Genomic DNA, 20,060 nt, shown 5'->3' on the forward strand with positions numbered 1-20,060 from the left:
TATTATGTCATTGATTAGTTTATCTGGTGCCTGGTTATCATTCAGTGATGCGCCGTTATTGGATAATGCTGAGTTACATATCGAAGAGAATGAGAGAGTGTGCCTGGTTGGTCGCAATGGGGCAGGGAAATCTACCTTATTGCGTGTACTGTCGAAAGAACAGATGCTGGATGATGGGCAAGTTACCTATGAACAGGATCTGATTGTCGCCCGTTTGCAACAAGATCCTCCTCGTGATGTAGAAGGAACAGTATTTGATTTTGTTGCTGAAGGAGTAAAAGAGCAGGCGGAATATATCAAAGCATTTCATCACACTTCACGTTTGGTAGAAACAGATCCTAGCGACAAAAACCTTAACCGGTTGGCGGAATTGCAGGAAGTGTTAGATATTCGCGGTCTTTGGTTACTCGACAGCCGCATTAATGATGTATTAAAACAGCTTTCTTTGCCTGCCGAAGCGAAATTATCTTCTCTGTCAGGAGGTTGGTTACGTAAAGCCGCTTTAGGAAGGGCTTTGGTCAGTTCACCAAAAGTGCTTTTCCTTGATGAACCAACTAACCATCTTGATATTGATACAATTGAGTGGTTGGAAAATTTTCTGAGAGATTTTAATGGCAGCTTAGTTTTTATTTCCCATGACCGTTCGTTTATCCGCAGTATGGCGACTCGAATTGTCGATTTGGATCGTGGAAAACTGATTTCATGGCCGGGAAATTATGATAAATACCTTGAAGGCAAAGAAGAAGCTTTACGGGTTGAAGAACTACAGAATGCTGAATTTGATAAAAAACTGGCTCAGGAAGAAGTTTGGATACGTCAAGGGATTAAAGCACGCCGTACCCGTAATGAAGGGCGGGTAAGGGCATTGAAAGCACTGCGTGTAGAGCGTTCTGAACGCCGTAATGTTATTGGTACGGCAAAAATGCAGGTCGAAGAGGCGACACGCTCCGGTAAGATTGTGTTCGAACTGGAAAATGTTAATTACCAGATTGGTGATAAGCCATTAGTCAAGAATTTCTCAGCTCAAATTCAACGTGGTGACAAAATTGCTTTAGTCGGGCCGAATGGTTGTGGCAAAACAACATTATTGAAGTTGATGTTGGGGGATTTGTCGGCAGATAGTGGTCGGATCCATTGTGGAACAAAACTTGAAGTCGCTTATTTTGATCAGCATCGTGCAGCCCTTGATCCAGACAAAACGGTGATGGATAACCTTGCCGAAGGTAAACAGGAAGTGGTAGTAAACGGGCGACCACGTCATGTTTTGGGGTATCTGCAAGATTTCCTTTTCCATCCTAAACGGGCAATGACACCCGTTCGGGCGCTTTCGGGTGGTGAACGTAATCGTCTGCTGTTAGCGCGTTTGTTCCTGAAACCTAGCAATTTGCTTATTCTTGATGAGCCTACCAATGATCTCGACGTTGAAACGCTGGAGTTACTGGAAGAACTCGTGGATGGTTATAGCGGTACAGTAATTTTGGTAAGCCATGATCGTCAGTTTGTTGACAATTCAGTAACAGAATGTTGGATTTTTGAAGGTAATGGAGAGATTAACAACTATGTTGGCGGATACTTTGATGCTCAGCAGCAACGGGCACAAACAGTCTCTTTACGCCAGTCTTCCGTAAAAAAGGAGAAAGTGGAAGCCAAGCCGGTTAAAGCTAAGGAAACGACGAAACGTTCAAATAATAAGATAAGTTACCATTTACTCAGAGAGTTAGAACAACTACCATCATTACTGGAAACGTTGGAACAAGAAATAGAACAGCTACAAACTCAGGTCAGTGATCCAGAATTTTTTAATCAATCACACGAAATCACACAAAACGTGTTGCAGAAACTGGCAGATAAAGAGCAAGAATTAGAAAAAGCTTTTGATCGCTGGCAGGAGCTGGAAATGATGAAAAATGGATGATATTTGCTGCATATATATCTGATAGTGTACCAATTGCCGCTAATTCAGCGGCAATTTACAGGGCTAAATAAGAAAAAGCGGCATTGATTTGTTTACAGGAGAGGTACTTTGTGTTCTGACAATCATCAGCATGACAAACTGGTTTTATGCTCCCAATGCGATATGCTGGTGGCCTTACCTGACCTTGAGGAAGGAAATAAGGCTGTTTGTCCACGATGTGATACTTTACTGACTGCAAAGTGGAAAGAACCACGTAATCAACCGACAGGTTATGCCGTAAGTTCATTATTAATGTTATTTCTTGCTTGTCTGTTTCCCTTCGTCAGCATGAATGTTGCGGGTATTGTCAATGAAATTACTCTGACAGAGATCCCAGAGGTCATGTTCAGTGAAGATTATTCGAGCATAGCTGTATTCTTCTTGATCTTTGTGCAGTTTGTACCTGCATTCTGTATGGTTTCCATTATCCTTTTATGTCAGAACATTAAAATAGCACGCCGGCTAAAAATTGAGTTGGCGCGTATTTTGTTTCAAATGAAAACCTGGTGTATGGCTGAGATCTTTTTAGCCGGCGTGCTGGTTAGTTTCGTTAAGCTTATGGCTTATGGTGATATTGCGGTTGGTCTGAGTTTTCTGCCTTACTGTCTTTTTTGCCTGTTTCAGATCAGAGCGTTCCAATGCCTTGACAGATATTGGATTTGGAATGATATAGAATCTGCACCCAAAGTGTGTATGCCTGTGCAAGCGGGTAAACCCGGTTTAGTCCAGGGCATCAGATTGTGTCAATGTTGTACTGCTATTTTGCCTGCTCAACAACATCAATGTTCTCGTTGTCATTCAAGAGGGCATGCTCGCCGTCACTATAGTCTGCAATGGACTATGGCACTATTAGTCACATCAGCCATACTTTATATTCCAGCGAATGCATTGCCGATCATGGTGACTCAGACGTTAGGAAGTCACATTAACTCAACCATTTTGGAAGGCATTATTTTGCTCTGGAGTACTGGCTCTTATCCGGTTGCTCTGGTTATTTTTATTGCCAGTATTATGGTGCCTTTGCTGAAAATGTTCTCTATCTGCTGGTTATGCTGGGATGCTAAAAGTCACGGCAGATATAACTCGGAAACTATGCATTTGATTTACGAAGTGGTGGAATTTGTTGGGCGCTGGTCAATGATTGATGTTTTTGTTATTGCTATTTTATCGACATTAGTACGCATGGGGCAGTTCATGAGTATCTATCCTGCGACAGGGGCAATATTATTTGCTTTGGTGGTGATTTTGACAATGTTTGCGTCAATGACATTTGATCCACGCTTAACCTGGGATAAAGCTAATAAGAAATTTGAGTTACAGAAGAATGAGGAATCGTAAGGTGACAGATAAAGAAGAGAAGCTGACCCAGGCCAGGATCAGTAAACTTAAGAGTTGGTCACCTGTATGGATCGTACCGATTGTTACTGTGCTTATTGGAGCCTGGATATTATTTTATCACTTTAGCCATCAAGGGCCCGAAGTCACTCTGATAACATCTAATGCTGAAGGTATTGAAGCCGGAAAAACGAAAATAAAAAGCCGTAGTGTTAATGTTGGTGTGGTTGAAAGAGTGTCATTAAGCGATAACTTAGGTGAAGTGATTATCAAAGCGCGCTTAAATGATGGTATGGAGAGGTTATTACATAAAGATACTGCATTTTGGGTTGTAAAACCCCAAATTGGTCGTGAAGGGGTTTCCGGCCTGAGTACCTTGTTATCTGGGGTATTTATTGAATTACAACCCGGCAATGAAGGTAGTGAAGAAAGAAAATTTTCATTGCTAGATGCACCACCTTTGGCATCGCCTGATGCCAAAGGTATTCGATTAGTTTTAACCAGCGAGAAAGCAGGACGACTATCTCCCGGTGATCCGGTTTTATTTCGTGGATATCGTGTTGGTTCAGTGGAAACGAGTACTTTTGATCCTAAAGCTCGCTTAGCCAAGTATCAGATTTTTGTGAATGCTCCTTATGATGGACTACTGACAACTAATGTCCGGTTTTGGAAAGACAGCGGTATTGCTTTTGATGTTTCTTCGCAGGGGCTGAGAGTTGAAGTAGCTGCATTATCGACTTTGTTTGCCGGAGGTGTGAGTTTTGATGTGCCGAAAGGTTGGGATTTAGGTAGTCCGGTTAAAGAAAAAGAAATTTTTAGACTTTACGATAATGAAAAAAATATCGAAAATTCACTTTATACAGAACACAGAGACTTCTTACTATTCTTCTCTGATTCGGTCAGAGGATTGCAACCGGGAGCACCTGTTGAATTTCGTGGTATACGGGTAGGAACGGTAGCAAAAGTTCCTTTTTATACTGATGGGATCAGACAGCGCCTTGATAGCGATTTTCGTATTCCTGTCTTAATTCATATGGAACCTGAACGGTTTGAGAAAGAAATTGGTGGTGGTTTTTATACAGATAAAGAGTTGGAAGAAATTATTTCCCGTGGTTTAAGAGCTTCTTTAAAAACAGGAAACTTACTGACAGGGGCACTGTACATTGATCTGGATTTTTATTCCGATGAGAAAGCATGGAAAGGCCCGCGAAAACTTGCCAGTTATGAAATTTTACCCACCATAAGTGGTGGATTAGCTCAAATTCAGCAAAAAGTCATCATGGCTCTGAACAAAATTAATCAAATGCCAATTGAACCCGTCTTTATTCAGGCAACGCGAACGTTAGAAGAGAGCCAGAAAACAATCAAGGCAGCACATAAGACCATGAATGAGTTAAATAGCATTCTTGCAAGTAAAGAAGCTCAAAATCTTCCCAAAGATATACATAATACGTTGAATGAATTAAATCGCAGTATGCAGGGTATTCAGCCAGGATCGCCGGTTTACAATAAACTGGTTGATAATATGCAGCGCCTGGATCAGGTCTTGCGCGAATTGCAGCCAGTATTGAAAACGCTGAACAATAAGAGCAATGCATTGGTATTTGAAGCAGAAGCAACTCCAGATCCGGAACCCAAAAAGGCGCATAATTAATGAAAAAGTTGATGTTAAGATTGGCTCTTTTAATTCCTGTCATTTTCTTGATTATGGGAAACTTATTAATTTCGGGATGCAGTAGTAGCCAACCGAAGAAAATTTATTACCAATTACCTGATTCAACAATGATTTCAGAGGTAAGCAGGATAAATACCAATCAAGAGCGTCAGTTATGGGTAAAAAGGGTACACCTCGTTGATTATCTCGCATCATCTGGCATTGTTTATCAAACGGGAGATGTCACTTATAGTGATGCCTCAAATCACTTATGGGCGAGTCCACTGGAACAACAATTACACCAAATTTTAGTCAATCAACTGAGTTCTGCATTTCCACAAAGGTTGGTTTCTGACCAACCAATAGAGAAGAATGCTGATGTACTGGATGTCACAATAACAGCTTTTCATGGGAGATATGATGGGCGGGTTACTATTCAAGGATATTGGGTCTTATCTAAACAGAAAGAAGTGATTAAGCGAGCATTTAACTTAGAATTGAAACAAACGAAAGATGGTTATGCGGAATTAGTGCGCACTTTGGCCACGGGCTATAATCAGTTGACTCAGTCCATTACCAGCCAGATAGCTTCACAGGGCTAATCAATTATTCAGAGTAATAAGGTTATTTGATTATCAATTAATTGAGTTTGCTTTGCTTTTTTATTCTGTATTTAGCTAACAACTCAGCTTAAGAAAATCACCTCTGCAATAATTATCGGAGGTGATTGCCATAGGTGAAGGAATGGGTAATTAATACAAAAATATCAAAAATTACTAGTATCTTTGAATACGCCAACTTTCAGATCGGTCGCTGTGTAGATAAGTTTACCATCCACTAATACTTCACCATCAGCCAGACCCATAATAAGTTTACGGTTAATAACACGTTTAAAATTAATGCGATAAGTGACTTTTTTAGCTGTTGGTAACACTTGCCCTGTAAATTTTACTTCTCCAACACCAAGTGCACGACCTTTGCCTTCGCCGCCAAGCCAGCCCATGAAGAAACCAACAAGTTGCCACATTGCATCAAGGCCAAGGCAACCAGGCATAACGGGATCATTAATAAAATGGCAATCAAAAAACCACAGGTCAGGATGAATATCGAGCTCAGCTTCGATATACCCCTTATTATAAGTGCCACCGTCTTCTGTCATCTTAATGATGCGATCCATCATTAACATATTGCCAGAAGGGAGCGGTGGCCCATTCTCACCAAATAACTGACCTTTTCCAGAGGCTAGAAGTTCTTCTTTCGTGTAGGACTCTTGTTTTTTAAACATATTTTGAAATAGCCTTATCATTGGGTAAGGCTAAAGAATAGCGTACAGTTGTACGCTGAACAACTCCGATCAGATATAGGTTCACTAACCCAACCAGCGTAAGAACCAAGGTAGCTTAGGACGTTCTTGATTATTCACTTGTGTAATACGCTCGTATATCATAGCTAACAAGTGTTCTTTTTGTGCATCATAGTAAGGGATACCGGTCAATAATGAAGCGGCTTCGGATACGTGTTCAACAGCCCAAATATGGAATTTGCCACTTTTCACAGCGCTAACAATATCCTGATGCAGGCATAGGTGTTGTACATTGGCCATTGGAATAATCACACCTTGTGAACCAGTCAATTCACGGCAGTTGCACACATGGAAGAAACCTTCAATCTTTTCATTAACGCCACCAATTGGTTGAACAAAACCGAATTGGTCTACTGCACCTGTGACAGCGATTTGCTGGTCAATAGGTTGTTGTGACAGGGCACTGATTAATGCACATAATTCTGCCAATGAAGCGCTGTCCCCATCAACCTCACCGTAGGATTGCTCAAATACAATCGAGGCAGAGAATGGCTGTGGTTGATCCAGTTTTAATTCAGAGATCAGATAAGCCTGCATGATCATCATGCCTTTTGCATGAATATTGCCACCCAGTTCAACCTTACGCTCTACATCAATAAACTCCCCATCGCCTAAATGGGCAACACAACTGATACGAGAAGGTTCACCGATGGGATCTGGATAGCCCGGATATTCAAGTACGGATAATCCGTTAATTTGGCCAATAACAGCACCCTGAGTGCGGATCAGTATTTGGCCTTTCAGGATTTCATCTATACTACGCTCAGCCAAATATGCATGGCGCCAACGTCGATTCTCTTCTGCCTGTTGCAGAGAATGAAGTGTAATCTGATTTTTCTGCTGATAATTGGCTGCCGTTGTCAGTTTTTGGTTCAACCACTGGATATCTAAAGGCAGACTGAATTGATCTTCAGTATAACGGATAGCTTGTCTGAGCAATTCTGTCCATGCATCGGCACTCAAAGATGGGAATTTTTGTTGCTGAATGAGTCCGTTGACATAGCGACACCATATTGCCAGATCTGCTTCTTCATGGAATGGCATATCCAGTTCAAATTCACTGTATAAAGCGTTACTTGCCAACTCTGGTTCGATTGCGTGTAACTCTTCAAGGCTCAACCGATCTCCTACAAGAATCAGATGTAAATCTAATGGAATAGAGGGAATTGGCAGAGGTAAGGAACGATTCTCATCATGTGATAACCAATCAAAACGGCGCTGAATGATCATCTGCTTGAGACGAACCCACATTAGTGGTTGGGATAACAGAGTGCGCAGAGGTAGAATTAGGACTCCACCATTAACGTGATGAATAAGCCCTGGTTGTAACTGAAGCACGCCTTGATGTGTATAAATATTGCCAAACAATTGTTCCGGTTCAATCCACTCACGATAAGCAACACGCTGGTTTGGTGAGAAAGGGCCTTCACCAGAAGGGTGCCACGTGATGGTTTGGTGTTCAATCTGATAGTAGCCTCCAACATTGGGACGATTTTCTGGTAATAATGTAGACACTGTATCAGACAGAAGAGCCAGATAGGCATCACTCTCTTCTGCTTTTAGCAACATAAAAGATTGACGTAAGTTGGCCTGACAAAAAAGTGTTAGTCCATTATGCAATCTGGGTTGAATTGCTTCTATAGTAATAGCAGGCAATTTAGCAACAGAATTGAAAAGTGCTTGATAAGGTGCACTGTCTGGCTGTAATGACTGCCAGTCTAATTTTAGATTCGTCAAAGTGATAGCTACATGTAGTGAAAAAAGAAACATTTATTATACAAGATTAAGCAGTGAACCAACATGTTATAATCTTTGAAAAAGATAATATTCGTGCTAACTCATTAACTGCCCATAAAATATTTCAGTATCTTGTGCTGTTATGAGCAATTTAGATAAATAATTGCTATGCTTAAATTAAGTTACGCTGTCACTGAGAGATGAAATGAAATATCAACAATTGGAAAATCTGGAATGTGGCTGGAAATGGGCTTATTTGGTAAAAAAGCATCGTGAAGGTGAGCCAATTACTAAGTATATTGAAAAAAGTGCTGCTCAGGATGCCGTTAGTGAATTGCTGAAGCTGGAACGAGAACCTGTCAAGGTAATGCAATGGATATCACAGCACATGAATCAAGATTTATCCAATCGCATGAAACAAACCATTCGGGCACGACGTAAACGCCATTTTAATGCTGAACATCAGCATTCACGTAAAAAGTCTATTGATTTGGATTTTCATGTCTGGCAGCGCCTTTCAAATCTTTCCCAGCGCCGAGGTAAGACGTTATCAGAAACAATAGTGCAACTATTGGAAGATGCTGAATATAAAGAAAAATACACTCACCAGATGTTGAGCTTGAAACAGGATTTGGCTGCTATTTTAGGGAAATGAATCCGACAACTTATAGCACGATGACAGACGAAGCTTACTGCAAAATAAAACCCCATGCGTGAACATGGGGTTTGCACTTCTATTACTAATGAGCCTATTACAGAGATACTTTAGATTGAGTCTGATTAATTTCCTGAGTACCTTGAATATTGATGATTACCCGACGGTCTGGGGCCAGGCAATCAATCAATTTAGCGCGAGCTTTGATGTTATTACATGCTGACCCAGTAACAGGATCTTCTTTACCGCGACCTTCAGCTTGAATACTGTTTGCAGGGATACCTTTTGCTACCAGGTAGTCTACAACAGATTGGGCGCGTTTTTGAGACAGGGGCAAATTATAGCGTTGACTACCAATACGGTCAGTATAACCGATTACTAAAACATGTCCCTGAGTTGGATCAATTTTCGTTAGTTGGTTATAGAGATTATCCAGCTCGTGCTTGCCTTCAAGTTTCAATGTTGATTTATTGAAGTTGAACAGAACATCTGAGCGTAGGGTAAAGCTCTTTTTCTCGATAGCAGGAGTTGGAGCCGGAGTAACAGGTGCTGCAATCAGGGGGGCTTCATCCTGACCAAAACGATAAGAAATACCAACAGTTAGCAGTCCAATATTTGGACGAGCCCCGATAGCAGCCTCCCGACCATCCAGACGTGAGTTACCATCTCCTCCTCGACCTACTTTGGGGGTCCACTGGTAATCCAAACGAGTTGCCAGATTTTTAGTTAGTGCGTACTCAGCACCAATCGCTATTAATGGAGAAATGCCTGTGCTACTGGTTTTCACATTTACCTTGTCTGTAGTTGGCGACCAGGCGAGTGACGAATCTTTCTTTTCAAGGAAAGATTTACCTGTATAAGATATGTCTTTAGAATTATAATGGGCTGAAACCTTTGAATGCCATACCATCCCTCCCAAGCGGGTATAAACATCTAAATCATTCGTAACCGGAACACTTAATTTTGCTGTCAACTGGACACCCTGAGCACGAAAATCGCCATTATTGGCGGAGCTTTTATATTTTATGTTCCCTAACCAGTCATAACCCAGTTCGAAACCCAAATATGGAGTTGCCTGATAGCCTATATAAGCCCCAGCACCTAGTTGATTTCTGTCTGTCGCATCACCTGTTGCGGCAAACGGCTGGGTAGAGGGAACATTTGTTTTTTTTACATATTTGTCTAAATCTTTTTTCTCATATGCTGCAAACGCTGTTGCTGCATTAGAACCAAAGTCAGTAAATTTTGTCTTATTAAACTGGGACCATCCTAACTTAGCACCAGCATACCAGGTATTCTCTTTGGGAGCTGCTTGAGCAACAGTTGCGAAAGCTGCTACTGCCACTGCGATAGCTGTCTTCTTCATTGTACGCCTCGTTATCATCCAAATAAGCAATTAGCCTTAAAAGTCTTATTATTGGCCATTAGTTGAGATATTTAGTTGGGTATATGCACTTCTATCAATAGATGGCTCCTAAAATATAAGATTAGCAAGTACAACCCCGACTTTGTAAAGTCTACAACGAACTTTAAAACTTACAAGTACACTATGATGCGTGGCGCAAATTTTTTAAATATACAATTACAATTGCTAAATGTTACTGACGGTAACTTACGATATTTACTGTTATAATACATTGAATTTTCTTATGAATAAAAGCATGTATTAGTAGCGAATTGTTTACTATAAAAAATATTAAGATAAATCCTAATTTAATTCAATGATAGTAAATAGAATGAACTTTTATTGTGCTTGGTAATATTTTGATTTTGAGTTGGCCGGATAAATTCTGTGGACGCATAATCAAACCTAATGCCGTACCTTTATGAGCTGCCAACTGTAATTTTTGCACCTCATATTCAGATAATTCTGGTAGCCATCCTAAAACTACACTGTAATTACCACTTGCTAATGCTTTCTCCATGGCATCAGGGGAGGCAATGGGAAGAATTTGGTTTAACTGAACAATTTTACGCAAAGGTAAGCCTGAATTTATTAGCCATTGACGGCTTAGTTTCCTATTAGGTGTAATCCAGAGTAACCATCTATTTTCATTCCCGGATTGATGTAATAAAGGAAGAAGGATTTGACTGATCGTAGGCTGCTGCTCATTGTAGAGAAATTCTCTAACCATGGCATTTTTTGCCTGTATAGTGGACTGACCAGATTCAATAGAGAATTGTAATTTTGGAGATGCGATATTTGTCACATTATCTATTTTTTGAGCTCTATTACGGTCAATTTTATTCTCAATAAGATATTCCAAAATTAACTGAATATTCATAACTCATCCCACCATGATGTGTGTATATTTATACAGTACTCTGTTGTTTGTCTAAAGGCAAGGGTATTTTTTTCAAAGCACTTCGCAAAAATTCACATAAAACAGTTTTTTTCTAACTTAATGATTGGCAGGTTGGAACAGATTGAGTATGGTTTTAATTACTTGTTCTTGTTATCTATTTCATTAATAGCAAACATGGATATAGCACATAAAATATTTAAGCAGGATATAATTCATGGAGTGATAAAAATGTTTTTATCTGGGGCTCGTTTTGATCAATTGGAACATAGTGTATCTTCACTGGGAAAACTTAAAAAGAAGTCTCAATTTGGTGGAGTTGGATTATCAATTGATGGAGTCTTGTTCGCCCTGAGTTCTGAGGGAGAGCTTTATTTACGAGGAAATAGTCATGCAGAGGTATTATTTAAAGTCAGAGGAATGGAAAAGTTTATCTATTCAAAAAGGGGGATTCCAGTGGTTTTGCGATATTACCGAGTCGGTGAATCACTTTGGCAGGATCAAAAACAATTATTTGAATATATCAACTTGGCCTATCAATGTACATTAACAGATATTATCAGCAGGCAGAAAATACCTCTTAGGTTAAAGGACCTTCCCAATTTAGGGATAGCTCTGGAACGTCAACTATGGAAAGTAGGCATATCTAAAGTAGAAGAATTGCGCGTATTGGGAGCAAAAGCGGCTTATCTTAAATTGCAACGAAATAGGAAAAAGATGAGTGTTAATGTATTGCTTGCGTTGGCTGGTGCAATAGAAGGTTGTCATGTCGCTGTTTTACCAGAAAAATTACGCCATGATTTGTTGCTCTGGCATAAAGAATTAGAATGAAGTAATTAAAATTACCCTGCATGATAAAAATAAAAGATAGGGGCTATGCTCCTATCTTTGGTATTTTAATTTAGTTTGGGTTCGTATTGGTGATATACAGTTTGGCTCCTTCAATGATTTCAGTATAGCAGGAGAGAGCAGTATTTTTTTAATGTAACAATCTCCGGCAATAATTCAATCAGTAACACTACCTGCTGTAATACAAGCTGAACTTTATTGTTATCAGCAGTCAGTTGATTACTTCTTTCGATCAAATGCTCTGAAATATACTGAAGAGGTTTATCATCGATTCTGTCTTTCTGTAATGCAAATTCAATATGATAGATTGCATCATTAAATATTTTCAGAATGACAGGATCATTAAGTTTATCGCGATGTGCTCCTAAAGCAGAAATATAACTCAGCATTGTATGGTTAAGACAAAGCAGACGAAATGCCGCCTCCTGAGAGATGCTATGATTTTTTGGGTTCTGATGACATGTTTGAGATCACGGATGCCAGTTCAGCATCGCAATTGTGGGCATTACGACGAGCGACCCGATAATCCAGACTATTACTTTTTCCCTGATGATATTGCAGCACAATTGCATTGAGATAACGACAATTTGCACTCATAGTGCGGATAATAACATGCGGTAATTGATGGAACTTTCAGTCAGGCCAGATAAAACTCACTGCCAGTAAAGCAATACCACAACCTATCAACGTGTCTGTGATTCTGGGTAAAGCGACTTCAAAACCTTCTCCCAGTAAATTAAAACTTAACAAAACCAGCAACGTAATAAACAGGGTTGCATGTGCATATTGAATATTACGGAAAGCAAAAAATAGTACACCTGAAATCACGATCAACAATAACTGTCCTTCAATAGAAGGCACAAGGTAGAGAATGGGTAACCCAAACAAAATGCCTGCCAGGGTGCCGATAATACGCAAGGCCAAACGACGGCGGGTTGCACTATAGTTAGGTTGGCAAACAAATAGGCTGGTCAGCAAGATCCAATAGCCCCGTTGTAAATCAAACAGTTGGATAATTGCATAACCAGTACATAGCAGAGCAGACATACGAACAGCATGGCGGAATAGGGCTGATTTTGGCGTCAGATTGCTGTGGAGCCGAAACCAAATATCGCGCCAACCCGTTAAAGCTTCATCGGATAATTGCGTATCTGCTTGTTTATTATGGCCTTGATTTTCATTGCTTGATTTATCAATGTAAGAGCAGCCATGGGAAATGAAATATTGGTCAGAACTAAGTCCTGCTAATTGAACATCAATTGTCCGTAAATTTTTCAGTAAGTTATTAAATGCGTTTATCTTGGTGTTAATTGGTTGCTGTTTTTTTAATCTCTCCAGAGAGCATTCAAGATAGTTGAATGCATTCTCGAAACGTGAACTATGCTGATACTGTTTACGCAGAAAAATGGATTGTGAAACTTGCTCACAGGCGTGTGCCTGCATGGAAAGTAATCGTTGGAAACGAAACAGAATATCGCTGTGACGTAACGTTTCCCGCAGTTTTTGATATTGAATATGGGATGAGCTAGCCCGTTCGTGAATATCCTGAACAATAAAATAATAGTGGAGAGTCTTACGGGTTCCTTGTTGTCCTCGATCCCCTTTCAGACGGCTTAATAAAGCTATTTTGGTCTGATTGAGTGTCGTGACTAATGTGCTGTTAGCCATAACAACATCAAATACAGCTTGTTTATCTTCTTCTGTTTCAGCATCGGGGTCAAACAGATTCGTTTTGGCGTAAAGGTAGGCAGAAAGCTGGTGGTAACAACGAGCCAGATTTTCTTGTAAAGGACGAATAGGAAACAGTAAATGCCCGGCCAATGTCAACAAGTTATACCAGATTGCACCAGTGAGTAATAATAAAGGTTGTTGATACCAGACAGGAAATATGGATGCACCGAGCATAGTATAAATAGCAATCAATAAAGCACCGAAGGCAATAGTAGCATAACGTTGTCCCAAGGCACCTAGCAGGATAAAACTACAAGTAGAGATTGCCAGACCGAAAAAGAAAAGCCAGGGATAAGGAAAAAGCAGAGTGATGGATATAGAGGCAACAAAGAAGGAGATTAAAGTGATAATAAGGTTGTGTAAACGGCCGACTAAGCGATCATCCAAATCTGTTAATGCTGCGGCAACGACGCCTAAAGTCAGAGGGATCGTGATTTTGGGCTCTTCTTGCAATAACCAGGGAACGAGAGTCGTACCTGTTAGCGCAATGAATATACGAATATAATAGAGAACATGATTATTATACAGAAAATGGCGGGAGCTGGAAAAAACCGTTAGCACAAAATACTCCTAACAACTTTACATGAGCGGGGCGCTCAATAATTTTCAGGTACGGTGCTACTACAATGGAACTAAAATCAACACAAATTGGCCAACGGCTTGCCCGGCATCCATATAATCGGGTACGTTTGCTTAATGCTGGCGTTGAAGTCAGTGGTGACAAGCACCAGTACCTAATTCCGTTTAATCAATTAATTGATGTTCAGTGTAAGCGAGGGATTATCTGGGGGGAACTAGAATTTGAATTATCTGAAGGAAAAGTTGTCCGTTTACATGGGACTGAATGGCAGCAAACACAGCATTTTTACCATTATTTACTGAAAAGATGGCAGGTATGGAGCCTCGAAATGAGTGATATCAGTGCTGAGGTACTGACTGCCCAGGTAAATAAAATTGACAAAATCAGGCAACAGAACCGTTGGATTAAAGCAGCAGACTTATCTTTAGTACAGCAACAAATCCAGGAAACATTTCAATCCCTCCCTTTACCCTTACAAAGAATTAAACAATTTGAGAATTGCTATGATAACTATCAGATTTGCCTGGACTGGTTGAATGAAGGAGAAAAAAAATTAAAGCACATAAACCAACAATGGGTTGATCGGATGTTGGGACAATATGGTGAGTTTTTCCAGTCTGTAGAAAATTCGCCATTCGATTGTTCTCAGTGCCGGGCTGTAGTTAACGGTGAAAAATCCATATTAGTTTTGGGAAGTGCGGGGAGTGGGAAAACTGCTGTTTTAGTCGCGCGTGTTGGATGGTTATTGTTACGCCAACAGGCACGTCCTGAACAGATTTTATTACTCTCGTGTGGGCATCGATCGGCTGATGAGATAAATCAACGTATTCAGTTACGCTTGGAAACAAAAGAGATAAAAGCGCAAACATTCCATGAGCTGGCACTCAATATTATTCAGCAAGCTGGTAATCGTGCTGCAAAGATCAGCGAATTAGAAACTAATACTCAGAAACGCCATGATTTTCTCATTCGGGAATGGCAAAAACAGTGTAATGAAAAGAAAGCCCAGGCAAAAGGTTGGCGGGAATGGTTAGAAGAAGAGTTGGGCTGGCAACTACCGTATGGTGAGTACTGGCATGATAAACAAGTGCAGACTCGTTTATCCAGTCGTTTGGAATATTGGTTGGGGCTAATAAGAATGCACGGTGGCAATCAGAAAGAGATGATTGAGCAAGCCTCATCTGAATATGCTGTCCTGTTTCAAAAACGTATACGCCTTATGGCCCCTATATTGAAAGCCTGGAAATCAGCATTAAAAACAGAAGGAACGATGGATTTCTCTGGTTTGATCCGTCAGGCAGTGAATATTCTGGAAAAAAGGCGTTTCATTAGTCCGTGGAAACATATTTTGCTGGATGACTTTCAGAATATTTCTCCATTAAGCACCAGGCTATTGGCAGCACTGAGAATACAGAATAAACAAAGTCATCTATTTGCTGTTGCAGATGATTGGCAGAGAATTTATCAAATTAATGGTACAAAACTGACTTTTAATTTTGCTGAAAAGGTTTTCGGTAAAAGCATTCCTGATGGAGATATTTTTGACGAAGTTACTGAATGTATTTTGGATACCACTTATCGTTTTAATGATCGTATTGGTGAAATTGCCAATGGATTTATCCAGCGATATCTCTGTCAGGTGAGCCATTCACTCAGCGACTTAATTCCTCGTAGTTTAATGAAAGGAAATAAAAGATCAGTTGTAATTTTGCCGGAAGAACAGTTGGAAGCATTACTGAACAAAACGAGTGGTTATGTCACCAATGAAGAGACTATTTTGTTATTGGCTCGTTATCATTATCTTAAGCCTGAGTTATTGAAAAAAGCGTCTACCCGTTGGCCGAATTTGCATATTAAATTCATGACCATCCATGAATCCCAGGGACAACAGGCAGATTACGTAATTATCTTAGGATTACAGCAAGGTCAAGATGGATTTCCTGCATCAGAAAAAGGTTCCGTATTGGAACAGGTATTATTGCCACAACTTGAAAAATTTTCTGATGCAGAAGAGAGTTACCTTTTGTATGTTGCCCTGACAAGGGCAAAAAAACAGGTATGGTTGATGCAGGATCTGAAAAAACCATCGTTCTTTATTCATCAACTCTCTCAATTGGGGGTTTCGAGCCAGCGTAAACCTTAAGCTTTCGGGAGAGGGAGCTGTCTGATAGCTAAAACTATTTTAATCTGTCATGAAGATAATTTTGATAGTCTGGTACAAGTACATCGGATCGCTGCTCAAAAATTGAATTTCCTCGTTTAGGATTGAAAAAATAAAGAAGGCGATGTTCGCTTCTGTTTCACCGCCTTTCCTTACCAGAATTGTTAAAAATCGTGTTCAGTAAATAGAAGAGACTTGTATTAATTTCTTAACCGTGGGGCTAATAGCTGGCTGCGGATAGACTCAGCTAACTCATCCAGAGAAGGGTGCTCTGGGTGATCATCTGATATCTCGTAAGTCAATTGTGCCTCTGCCAAATAGGTGTGAACGGGTTGCCCATCATCACCTTCCATCACAACGTGATACCACGGAGCTGAACGTAAAGTAGCATTAGATGCAATATCATTTTCCTGCGGTTGTTCTAAAGAATATTCAGCATCAATATCTACAACAACACCCAAATAGCCTAGCAACTTATGCCTTACTTGCTGGCCGATACCGAATTTGCTGGCGATCATCATAGTCACCTCCAGAGAAACCTTGCAATCACTCTTATATAAGGGCAGAAAGGTAAATTTCAAGCGCACACCCGGTAACCGGAATCTTGCATGCAGGATGGTATGTGATCACCATCTCATAATTCAGGTTAGCTGTTGTGTATATAAAATACAATACTAAAAGTGGTCTTAGTATGCCAAAGTTATTATACCCAATAGATCCCAAACTGTTACTCAAGAAAAAATAAACGCACTTTCGGCAAAACACCCTATTAAGGGGTTGGGGATATTTTTTCGATTTTGCTTGCGGGGGGAGAAAAAAGATGAATATTCAAAGTATCACCATTTATGTATATGGACGAGTACAGGGAGTTGGTTTTCGCTATCAAACATATCACTGGGCAAAGAAAAATAAGTTATTGGGATATGTTCGCAATATGAATGACGGTAGCGTCAAAATAGCTGCTTGTGGTAATGAGGAGCAAATCAAAAAATTAATCCATTGGTTAGAGCAGGGAGGGCCTCCGGGTTCAAAGATTGAACATTTTCAATCACATTTTTGTGAAGTGGAAGAGATGGACGATTTCAGCATCCGTCATTGAAGACGGATGACTGATTCAGATACATTTTACTGGTTTTGGAAGACCGGCAATTTTAGTTGCTTGTTTTGCTGGCCCTTTAGGAAATAGACGATAAAGATAGCGACTATTTCCTTTTTCTTCACCATACTTTTGTGAAATTGCTTTGACTAGCATTCGGATAGCAGGAGAAGTGTTGAACTCCTCATAAAATTTGCGCACAAAACGAACCACTTCCCAATGTTGTTCGGTCAAAGTGATATCTTCCTGCTCAGCAAGCAGTGGTGCCATAGCTTCTTTCCATTCACTGCTGTTTTTCAGATAACCTTGTGCATCAGTTTCGATCTCACGACCTTCAAATACCAACATAACTTTTTAACCAATCTATAAATAATGGCGGCAATTTAGCAAAAATCACCTTTATCCCCAAGAAAGATCACTATAAATGCTGAATAAATGATCCAACAAGCAGTGAAATGAACAAATTGACGTCAATTGAACATATAAATACTTTACATTGGGAACAGTGATGTTTATAGTGCTCGGCATTGCGGAGGGGTGGCCGAGCGGCTGAAGGCAGCGGTCTTGAAAACCGCCGATGGGAAACCATCCGAGAGTTCGAATCTCTCCTCCTCCGCCATCTACACTTCAAGCGGCATCTCTTAAAGTCTACTTTTCTAAATAAAATCAATAAATAACAATAAATTCAAGTCTCCTAACTTCTCCTAACATCTCCTGAAAGCGACATGAAATTGTGTATAGTTTTTCCTATACACATCTTCCTATACACACGGGTAAAATGATGAAGCTAACAGACGTGGCAATTAAGAGAGCCAAGCCAAAAGCATAGGTTTATACGTTATCTGATGGAAATGGGCTTTGGTTATTGATAGAACCTACTTTTGAAAAAATTACTCTTGAATGGTACGAAAAACGCAAAGATAGATGGTCGGCAGGGAATCGCGCTGACATGATGAGTGCTTTTGAAAATGACGTATTTCCTTATATTGGCAATAGACCAATAGCAGATATAAAGCCCCTGGAATTACTGGATGTTCTTTCGAGAATGGAAAAGCGCGGGGGCGACTGAAAAGTTAAAAAAAGTCCGTCAACGTTGTGGCGAAATTTGGAAATACGCAATTATCACCGGACGAGCTGAATATAACCCAGCCCCCGATTTAGCGAGTGCTTTTATCCCTCATCAACGCGAACACTACGCTCACCTTTCAGTCGATGAATTACCTGAATTTCTGCGCTCTATTGATAAATATATGGGTAGCCAGATAGTCAGAACGGCATTGCGAATGCTGAATTAACTGGCGTTCGTCCGGGAGAACTCCGCAAAGCTGAATGGTCAGAAATTGATTTAGATAAGGCTGTTTGGACAATTCCAGCCGAAAAAATGAAAATGCGCCGTACTCATGTAGTGCCATTATCAGATCAAGTTATCGATTTATTGAAGCAGATGCAGCCTATCAGCGGCAGTTATCAATATGTTTTCCCAAGCCGGACAGATTACAGAAAGCATATATCTGATATGGCAATCAATACCATGATCCGCCGTATGGGATATTCAGGGCGGGCGACAGGTCACGGCTTCCGACACACCATGAGTACCATTCTGCATGATCAAGACTTCAACACTGCATGGGTTGAAAAACAGCTTGCTCACGTCGATAAAAACAGCATTCGAGGCACTTACAACCACGCTCAATATCTGGATGGTCGTCGGGAAATGCTGCAATGCTACGCTGATTATATGGAGGCATTAGAGAACGGTGATAATGTTGTGCATGGCAAGTTTAAGCGCGCATAGGCCACCAGTAACAGACCAAGCCAGCCAGTAAAGAGCTGGCTTTTTTTGTGCCTACAAAACACTAAATGTACAAATAGACAGCTACTATCCACTTTAGTAGACTATCCAAGACGTTAAAGAATAATGCTATGTCTAGGCTGATCCCCGAAAACCCGTACACCTCTACGGGCTGGCATAGCTCCTACTAATAGAGGGCATGAGGTGGTGTTTTAGTGATAAAAAGTAAATTTCTTAAAGTAAAAAAATGGATTGATCTAAATGAGGCTGCAAGTAGATTATCCTCTTCGTTGGAAGAGAATGTTACAGTATTAGATTTATTGGAATTGGGATTAGATGGAGAATTAACTCTATCAGTAAGGTTGCCATATAATAATAATTATGTTGTCAGGGAAGCTTGGGAAGAAAATATACTATTCACCGAAAGATTGGAGAGTTATTTTTCATTCACCTTAATCACAAATGAAAATGAATCCATAAAAAAAGGCACTAAAAAATATCAAGAGTTACTAAGTGAATTCATGGAATCTGAGTTTAATAAGTATATTAAAAGGATGAGTAAATTAAATGCAAAAGAAGAACAATTGACTCGTGAATATTTCAATAAAAAACTAAGGTATGTGTATTGGGAGTATTCATCTGAACTAGCCTACCTAGATGAACACGTTTTTGAATTAATGATGATTGGAACGGGAAGAATTGACGTCATGTCCATGATTGAAATTAATAAAAATAGAAATCCAGTAGATTTGCATAATTTAGATGGACTCTTTCTAAAATCAGGAGATGGTAAAATATACAATTTAATGGAGCGTTTTAGTGATGAAGAAATTATTAACCCGGTGTGCAA

14 protein-coding genes, 1 tRNA gene and 3 pseudogenes are annotated in these 20,060 nt (G+C 40.0%); 11 read left to right on the forward strand and 7 right to left on the reverse strand.

Annotation, left to right across the window (positions count from 1 at the left end; genetic code table 11):
• Positions 1–4 precede the first annotated feature (4 nt).
• The 4 genes from ABLA85_RS07720 (at position 5) to pqiC (ending at position 5,545) form a co-directional block, all read left to right on the forward strand.
• A complete protein-coding gene (locus ABLA85_RS07720) occupies positions 5–1,915 on the forward strand; it encodes an ABC transporter ATP-binding protein (RefSeq protein WP_367962832.1) in 1,911 nt (636 codons plus the stop codon).
• Positions 1,916–2,023: 108 nt separating this feature from the next.
• The gene (pqiA, locus tag ABLA85_RS07725; RefSeq protein ID WP_367962834.1) at positions 2,024–3,292 is read left to right on the forward strand and encodes a membrane integrity-associated transporter subunit PqiA; all 1,269 of its coding nucleotides are present in this window, start codon (positions 2,024–2,026) and stop codon (positions 3,290–3,292) included.
• Positions 3,279–4,943, forward strand: a complete 1,665-nt coding sequence (gene pqiB, locus ABLA85_RS07730; RefSeq protein ID WP_367962836.1) for an intermembrane transport protein PqiB — start codon at positions 3,279–3,281, stop codon at positions 4,941–4,943. The genes pqiA and pqiB overlap by 14 nt, the downstream gene beginning before the upstream one ends.
• A complete protein-coding gene (gene pqiC, locus ABLA85_RS07735; protein WP_367962837.1) occupies positions 4,943–5,545 on the forward strand; it encodes a membrane integrity-associated transporter subunit PqiC in 603 nt (200 codons plus the stop codon). The genes pqiB and pqiC overlap by 1 nt, the downstream gene beginning before the upstream one ends.
• Positions 5,546–5,709: 164 nt before the next feature.
• Here pqiC and fabA read toward each other — a convergent pair whose 3' ends face one another.
• Entirely contained in the window at positions 5,710–6,228 is a 519-nt protein-coding gene (fabA, locus tag ABLA85_RS07740) for a bifunctional 3-hydroxydecanoyl-ACP dehydratase/trans-2-decenoyl-ACP isomerase (RefSeq protein WP_367962839.1), read from the reverse strand.
• An 84-nt stretch (positions 6,229–6,312) separates the two neighbouring features.
• Entirely contained in the window at positions 6,313–8,043 is a 1,731-nt protein-coding gene (locus ABLA85_RS07745) for an AAA family ATPase (RefSeq protein WP_367962842.1), read from the reverse strand.
• A 205-nt stretch (positions 8,044–8,248) separates the two neighbouring features.
• Here ABLA85_RS07745 and matP point away from each other — a divergent pair, with 205 nt between their 5' ends.
• On the forward strand, positions 8,249–8,698 hold the full coding sequence (matP, locus tag ABLA85_RS07750; RefSeq protein ID WP_367962844.1) for a macrodomain Ter protein MatP: 450 nt from the start codon (positions 8,249–8,251) through the stop codon (positions 8,696–8,698).
• A gap of 97 nt (positions 8,699–8,795) precedes the next feature.
• Here matP and ompA read toward each other — a convergent pair whose 3' ends face one another.
• Both ompA and sulA read right to left on the reverse strand, forming a co-directional pair.
• A complete protein-coding gene (ompA, locus tag ABLA85_RS07755; RefSeq protein WP_367962846.1) occupies positions 8,796–10,064 on the reverse strand; it encodes a porin OmpA in 1,269 nt (422 codons plus the stop codon).
• Between the two features lie 352 nt (positions 10,065–10,416).
• Positions 10,417–10,983, reverse strand: coding sequence for an SOS-induced cell division inhibitor SulA (gene sulA, locus ABLA85_RS07760; RefSeq protein WP_367962848.1), 567 nt, complete (start codon positions 10,981–10,983; stop codon positions 10,417–10,419).
• A gap of 249 nt (positions 10,984–11,232) precedes the next feature.
• Here sulA and ABLA85_RS07765 point away from each other — a divergent pair, with 249 nt between their 5' ends.
• Positions 11,233–11,832, forward strand: coding sequence for a TfoX/Sxy family DNA transformation protein (locus tag ABLA85_RS07765; protein ID WP_367962857.1), 600 nt, complete (start codon positions 11,233–11,235; stop codon positions 11,830–11,832).
• A gap of 119 nt (positions 11,833–11,951) precedes the next feature.
• On the opposite strand, the pseudogene yccS reads toward ABLA85_RS07765, so the two are convergent.
• Positions 11,952–14,142 (reverse strand): annotated as a pseudogene (gene yccS, locus ABLA85_RS07770) (YccS family putative transporter).
• A 65-nt stretch (positions 14,143–14,207) separates the two neighbouring features.
• Between yccS and helD the strand changes: the two are divergent.
• Positions 14,208–16,304, forward strand: coding sequence for a DNA helicase IV (helD, locus tag ABLA85_RS07775; RefSeq protein ID WP_367962850.1), 2,097 nt, complete (start codon positions 14,208–14,210; stop codon positions 16,302–16,304).
• A 218-nt stretch (positions 16,305–16,522) separates the two neighbouring features.
• Here the strand turns inward: helD and hspQ are convergent, their stop codons facing one another.
• Positions 16,523–16,843 carry a heat shock protein HspQ gene (hspQ, locus tag ABLA85_RS07780; RefSeq protein WP_176551317.1) on the reverse strand — a complete coding sequence of 107 codons (321 nt, stop codon included), beginning with the start codon at positions 16,841–16,843 and terminating at the stop codon, positions 16,523–16,525.
• Between the two features lie 299 nt (positions 16,844–17,142).
• Here hspQ and yccX point away from each other — a divergent pair, with 299 nt between their 5' ends.
• Positions 17,143–17,421: an acylphosphatase gene (yccX, locus tag ABLA85_RS07785; protein WP_367962851.1), complete on the forward strand. Its 279-nt coding sequence runs from the start codon at positions 17,143–17,145 to the stop codon at positions 17,419–17,421.
• Positions 17,422–17,436: 15 nt separating this feature from the next.
• Here yccX and tusE read toward each other — a convergent pair whose 3' ends face one another.
• A complete protein-coding gene (gene tusE / locus ABLA85_RS07790; RefSeq protein WP_367962852.1) occupies positions 17,437–17,766 on the reverse strand; it encodes a sulfurtransferase TusE in 330 nt (109 codons plus the stop codon).
• 183 nt (positions 17,767–17,949) lie between these two features.
• Between tusE and ABLA85_RS07795 the strand changes: the two genes are divergently transcribed.
• The 3 genes and pseudogenes from ABLA85_RS07795 to ABLA85_RS07805 all read left to right on the forward strand — a co-directional run.
• A tRNA-Ser gene (locus tag ABLA85_RS07795) sits at positions 17,950–18,037 on the forward strand.
• Positions 18,038–18,199: 162 nt separating this feature from the next.
• Positions 18,200–19,213: pseudogene (locus ABLA85_RS07800) on the forward strand (tyrosine-type recombinase/integrase).
• A gap of 212 nt (positions 19,214–19,425) precedes the next feature.
• Positions 19,426–20,060: pseudogene (locus tag ABLA85_RS07805) on the forward strand (hypothetical protein); the annotation flags it as partial.

Origin of the sequence: Xenorhabdus sp. SGI246 (assembly GCF_040838225.1) — a bacterium.
Classification (GTDB): domain Bacteria; phylum Pseudomonadota; class Gammaproteobacteria; order Enterobacterales; family Enterobacteriaceae; genus Xenorhabdus; species Xenorhabdus indica.

Excerpts from the sequence above, each read along its gene's own strand:
- ABLA85_RS07720 (WP_367962832.1), top strand. The coding sequence starts at position 5 with ATGTCATTGATTAGTTTATCTGGTGCCTGGTTATCATTCAGTGATGCG.
- pqiB (WP_367962836.1), top strand. The coding sequence starts at position 3,279 with ATGAGGAATCGTAAGGTGACAGATAAAGAAGAGAAGCTGACCCAGGCC.
- pqiC (WP_367962837.1), top strand. The coding sequence starts at position 4,943 with ATGAAAAAGTTGATGTTAAGATTGGCTCTTTTAATTCCTGTCATTTTC.
- fabA (WP_367962839.1), bottom strand. The coding sequence starts at position 6,228 with ATGTTTAAAAAACAAGAGTCCTACACGAAAGAAGAACTTCTAGCCTCT.
- matP (WP_367962844.1), top strand. The coding sequence starts at position 8,249 with ATGAAATATCAACAATTGGAAAATCTGGAATGTGGCTGGAAATGGGCT.
- ompA (WP_367962846.1), bottom strand. The coding sequence starts at position 10,064 with ATGAAGAAGACAGCTATCGCAGTGGCAGTAGCAGCTTTCGCAACTGTT.
- sulA (WP_367962848.1), bottom strand. The coding sequence starts at position 10,983 with ATGAATATTCAGTTAATTTTGGAATATCTTATTGAGAATAAAATTGAC.
- ABLA85_RS07765 (WP_367962857.1), top strand. The coding sequence starts at position 11,233 with ATGTTTTTATCTGGGGCTCGTTTTGATCAATTGGAACATAGTGTATCT.
- helD (WP_367962850.1), top strand. The coding sequence starts at position 14,208 with ATGGAACTAAAATCAACACAAATTGGCCAACGGCTTGCCCGGCATCCA.
- hspQ (WP_176551317.1), bottom strand. The coding sequence starts at position 16,843 with ATGATGATCGCCAGCAAATTCGGTATCGGCCAGCAAGTAAGGCATAAG.
- yccX (WP_367962851.1), top strand. The coding sequence starts at position 17,143 with ATGAATATTCAAAGTATCACCATTTATGTATATGGACGAGTACAGGGA.
- tusE (WP_367962852.1), bottom strand. The coding sequence starts at position 17,766 with ATGTTGGTATTTGAAGGTCGTGAGATCGAAACTGATGCACAAGGTTAT.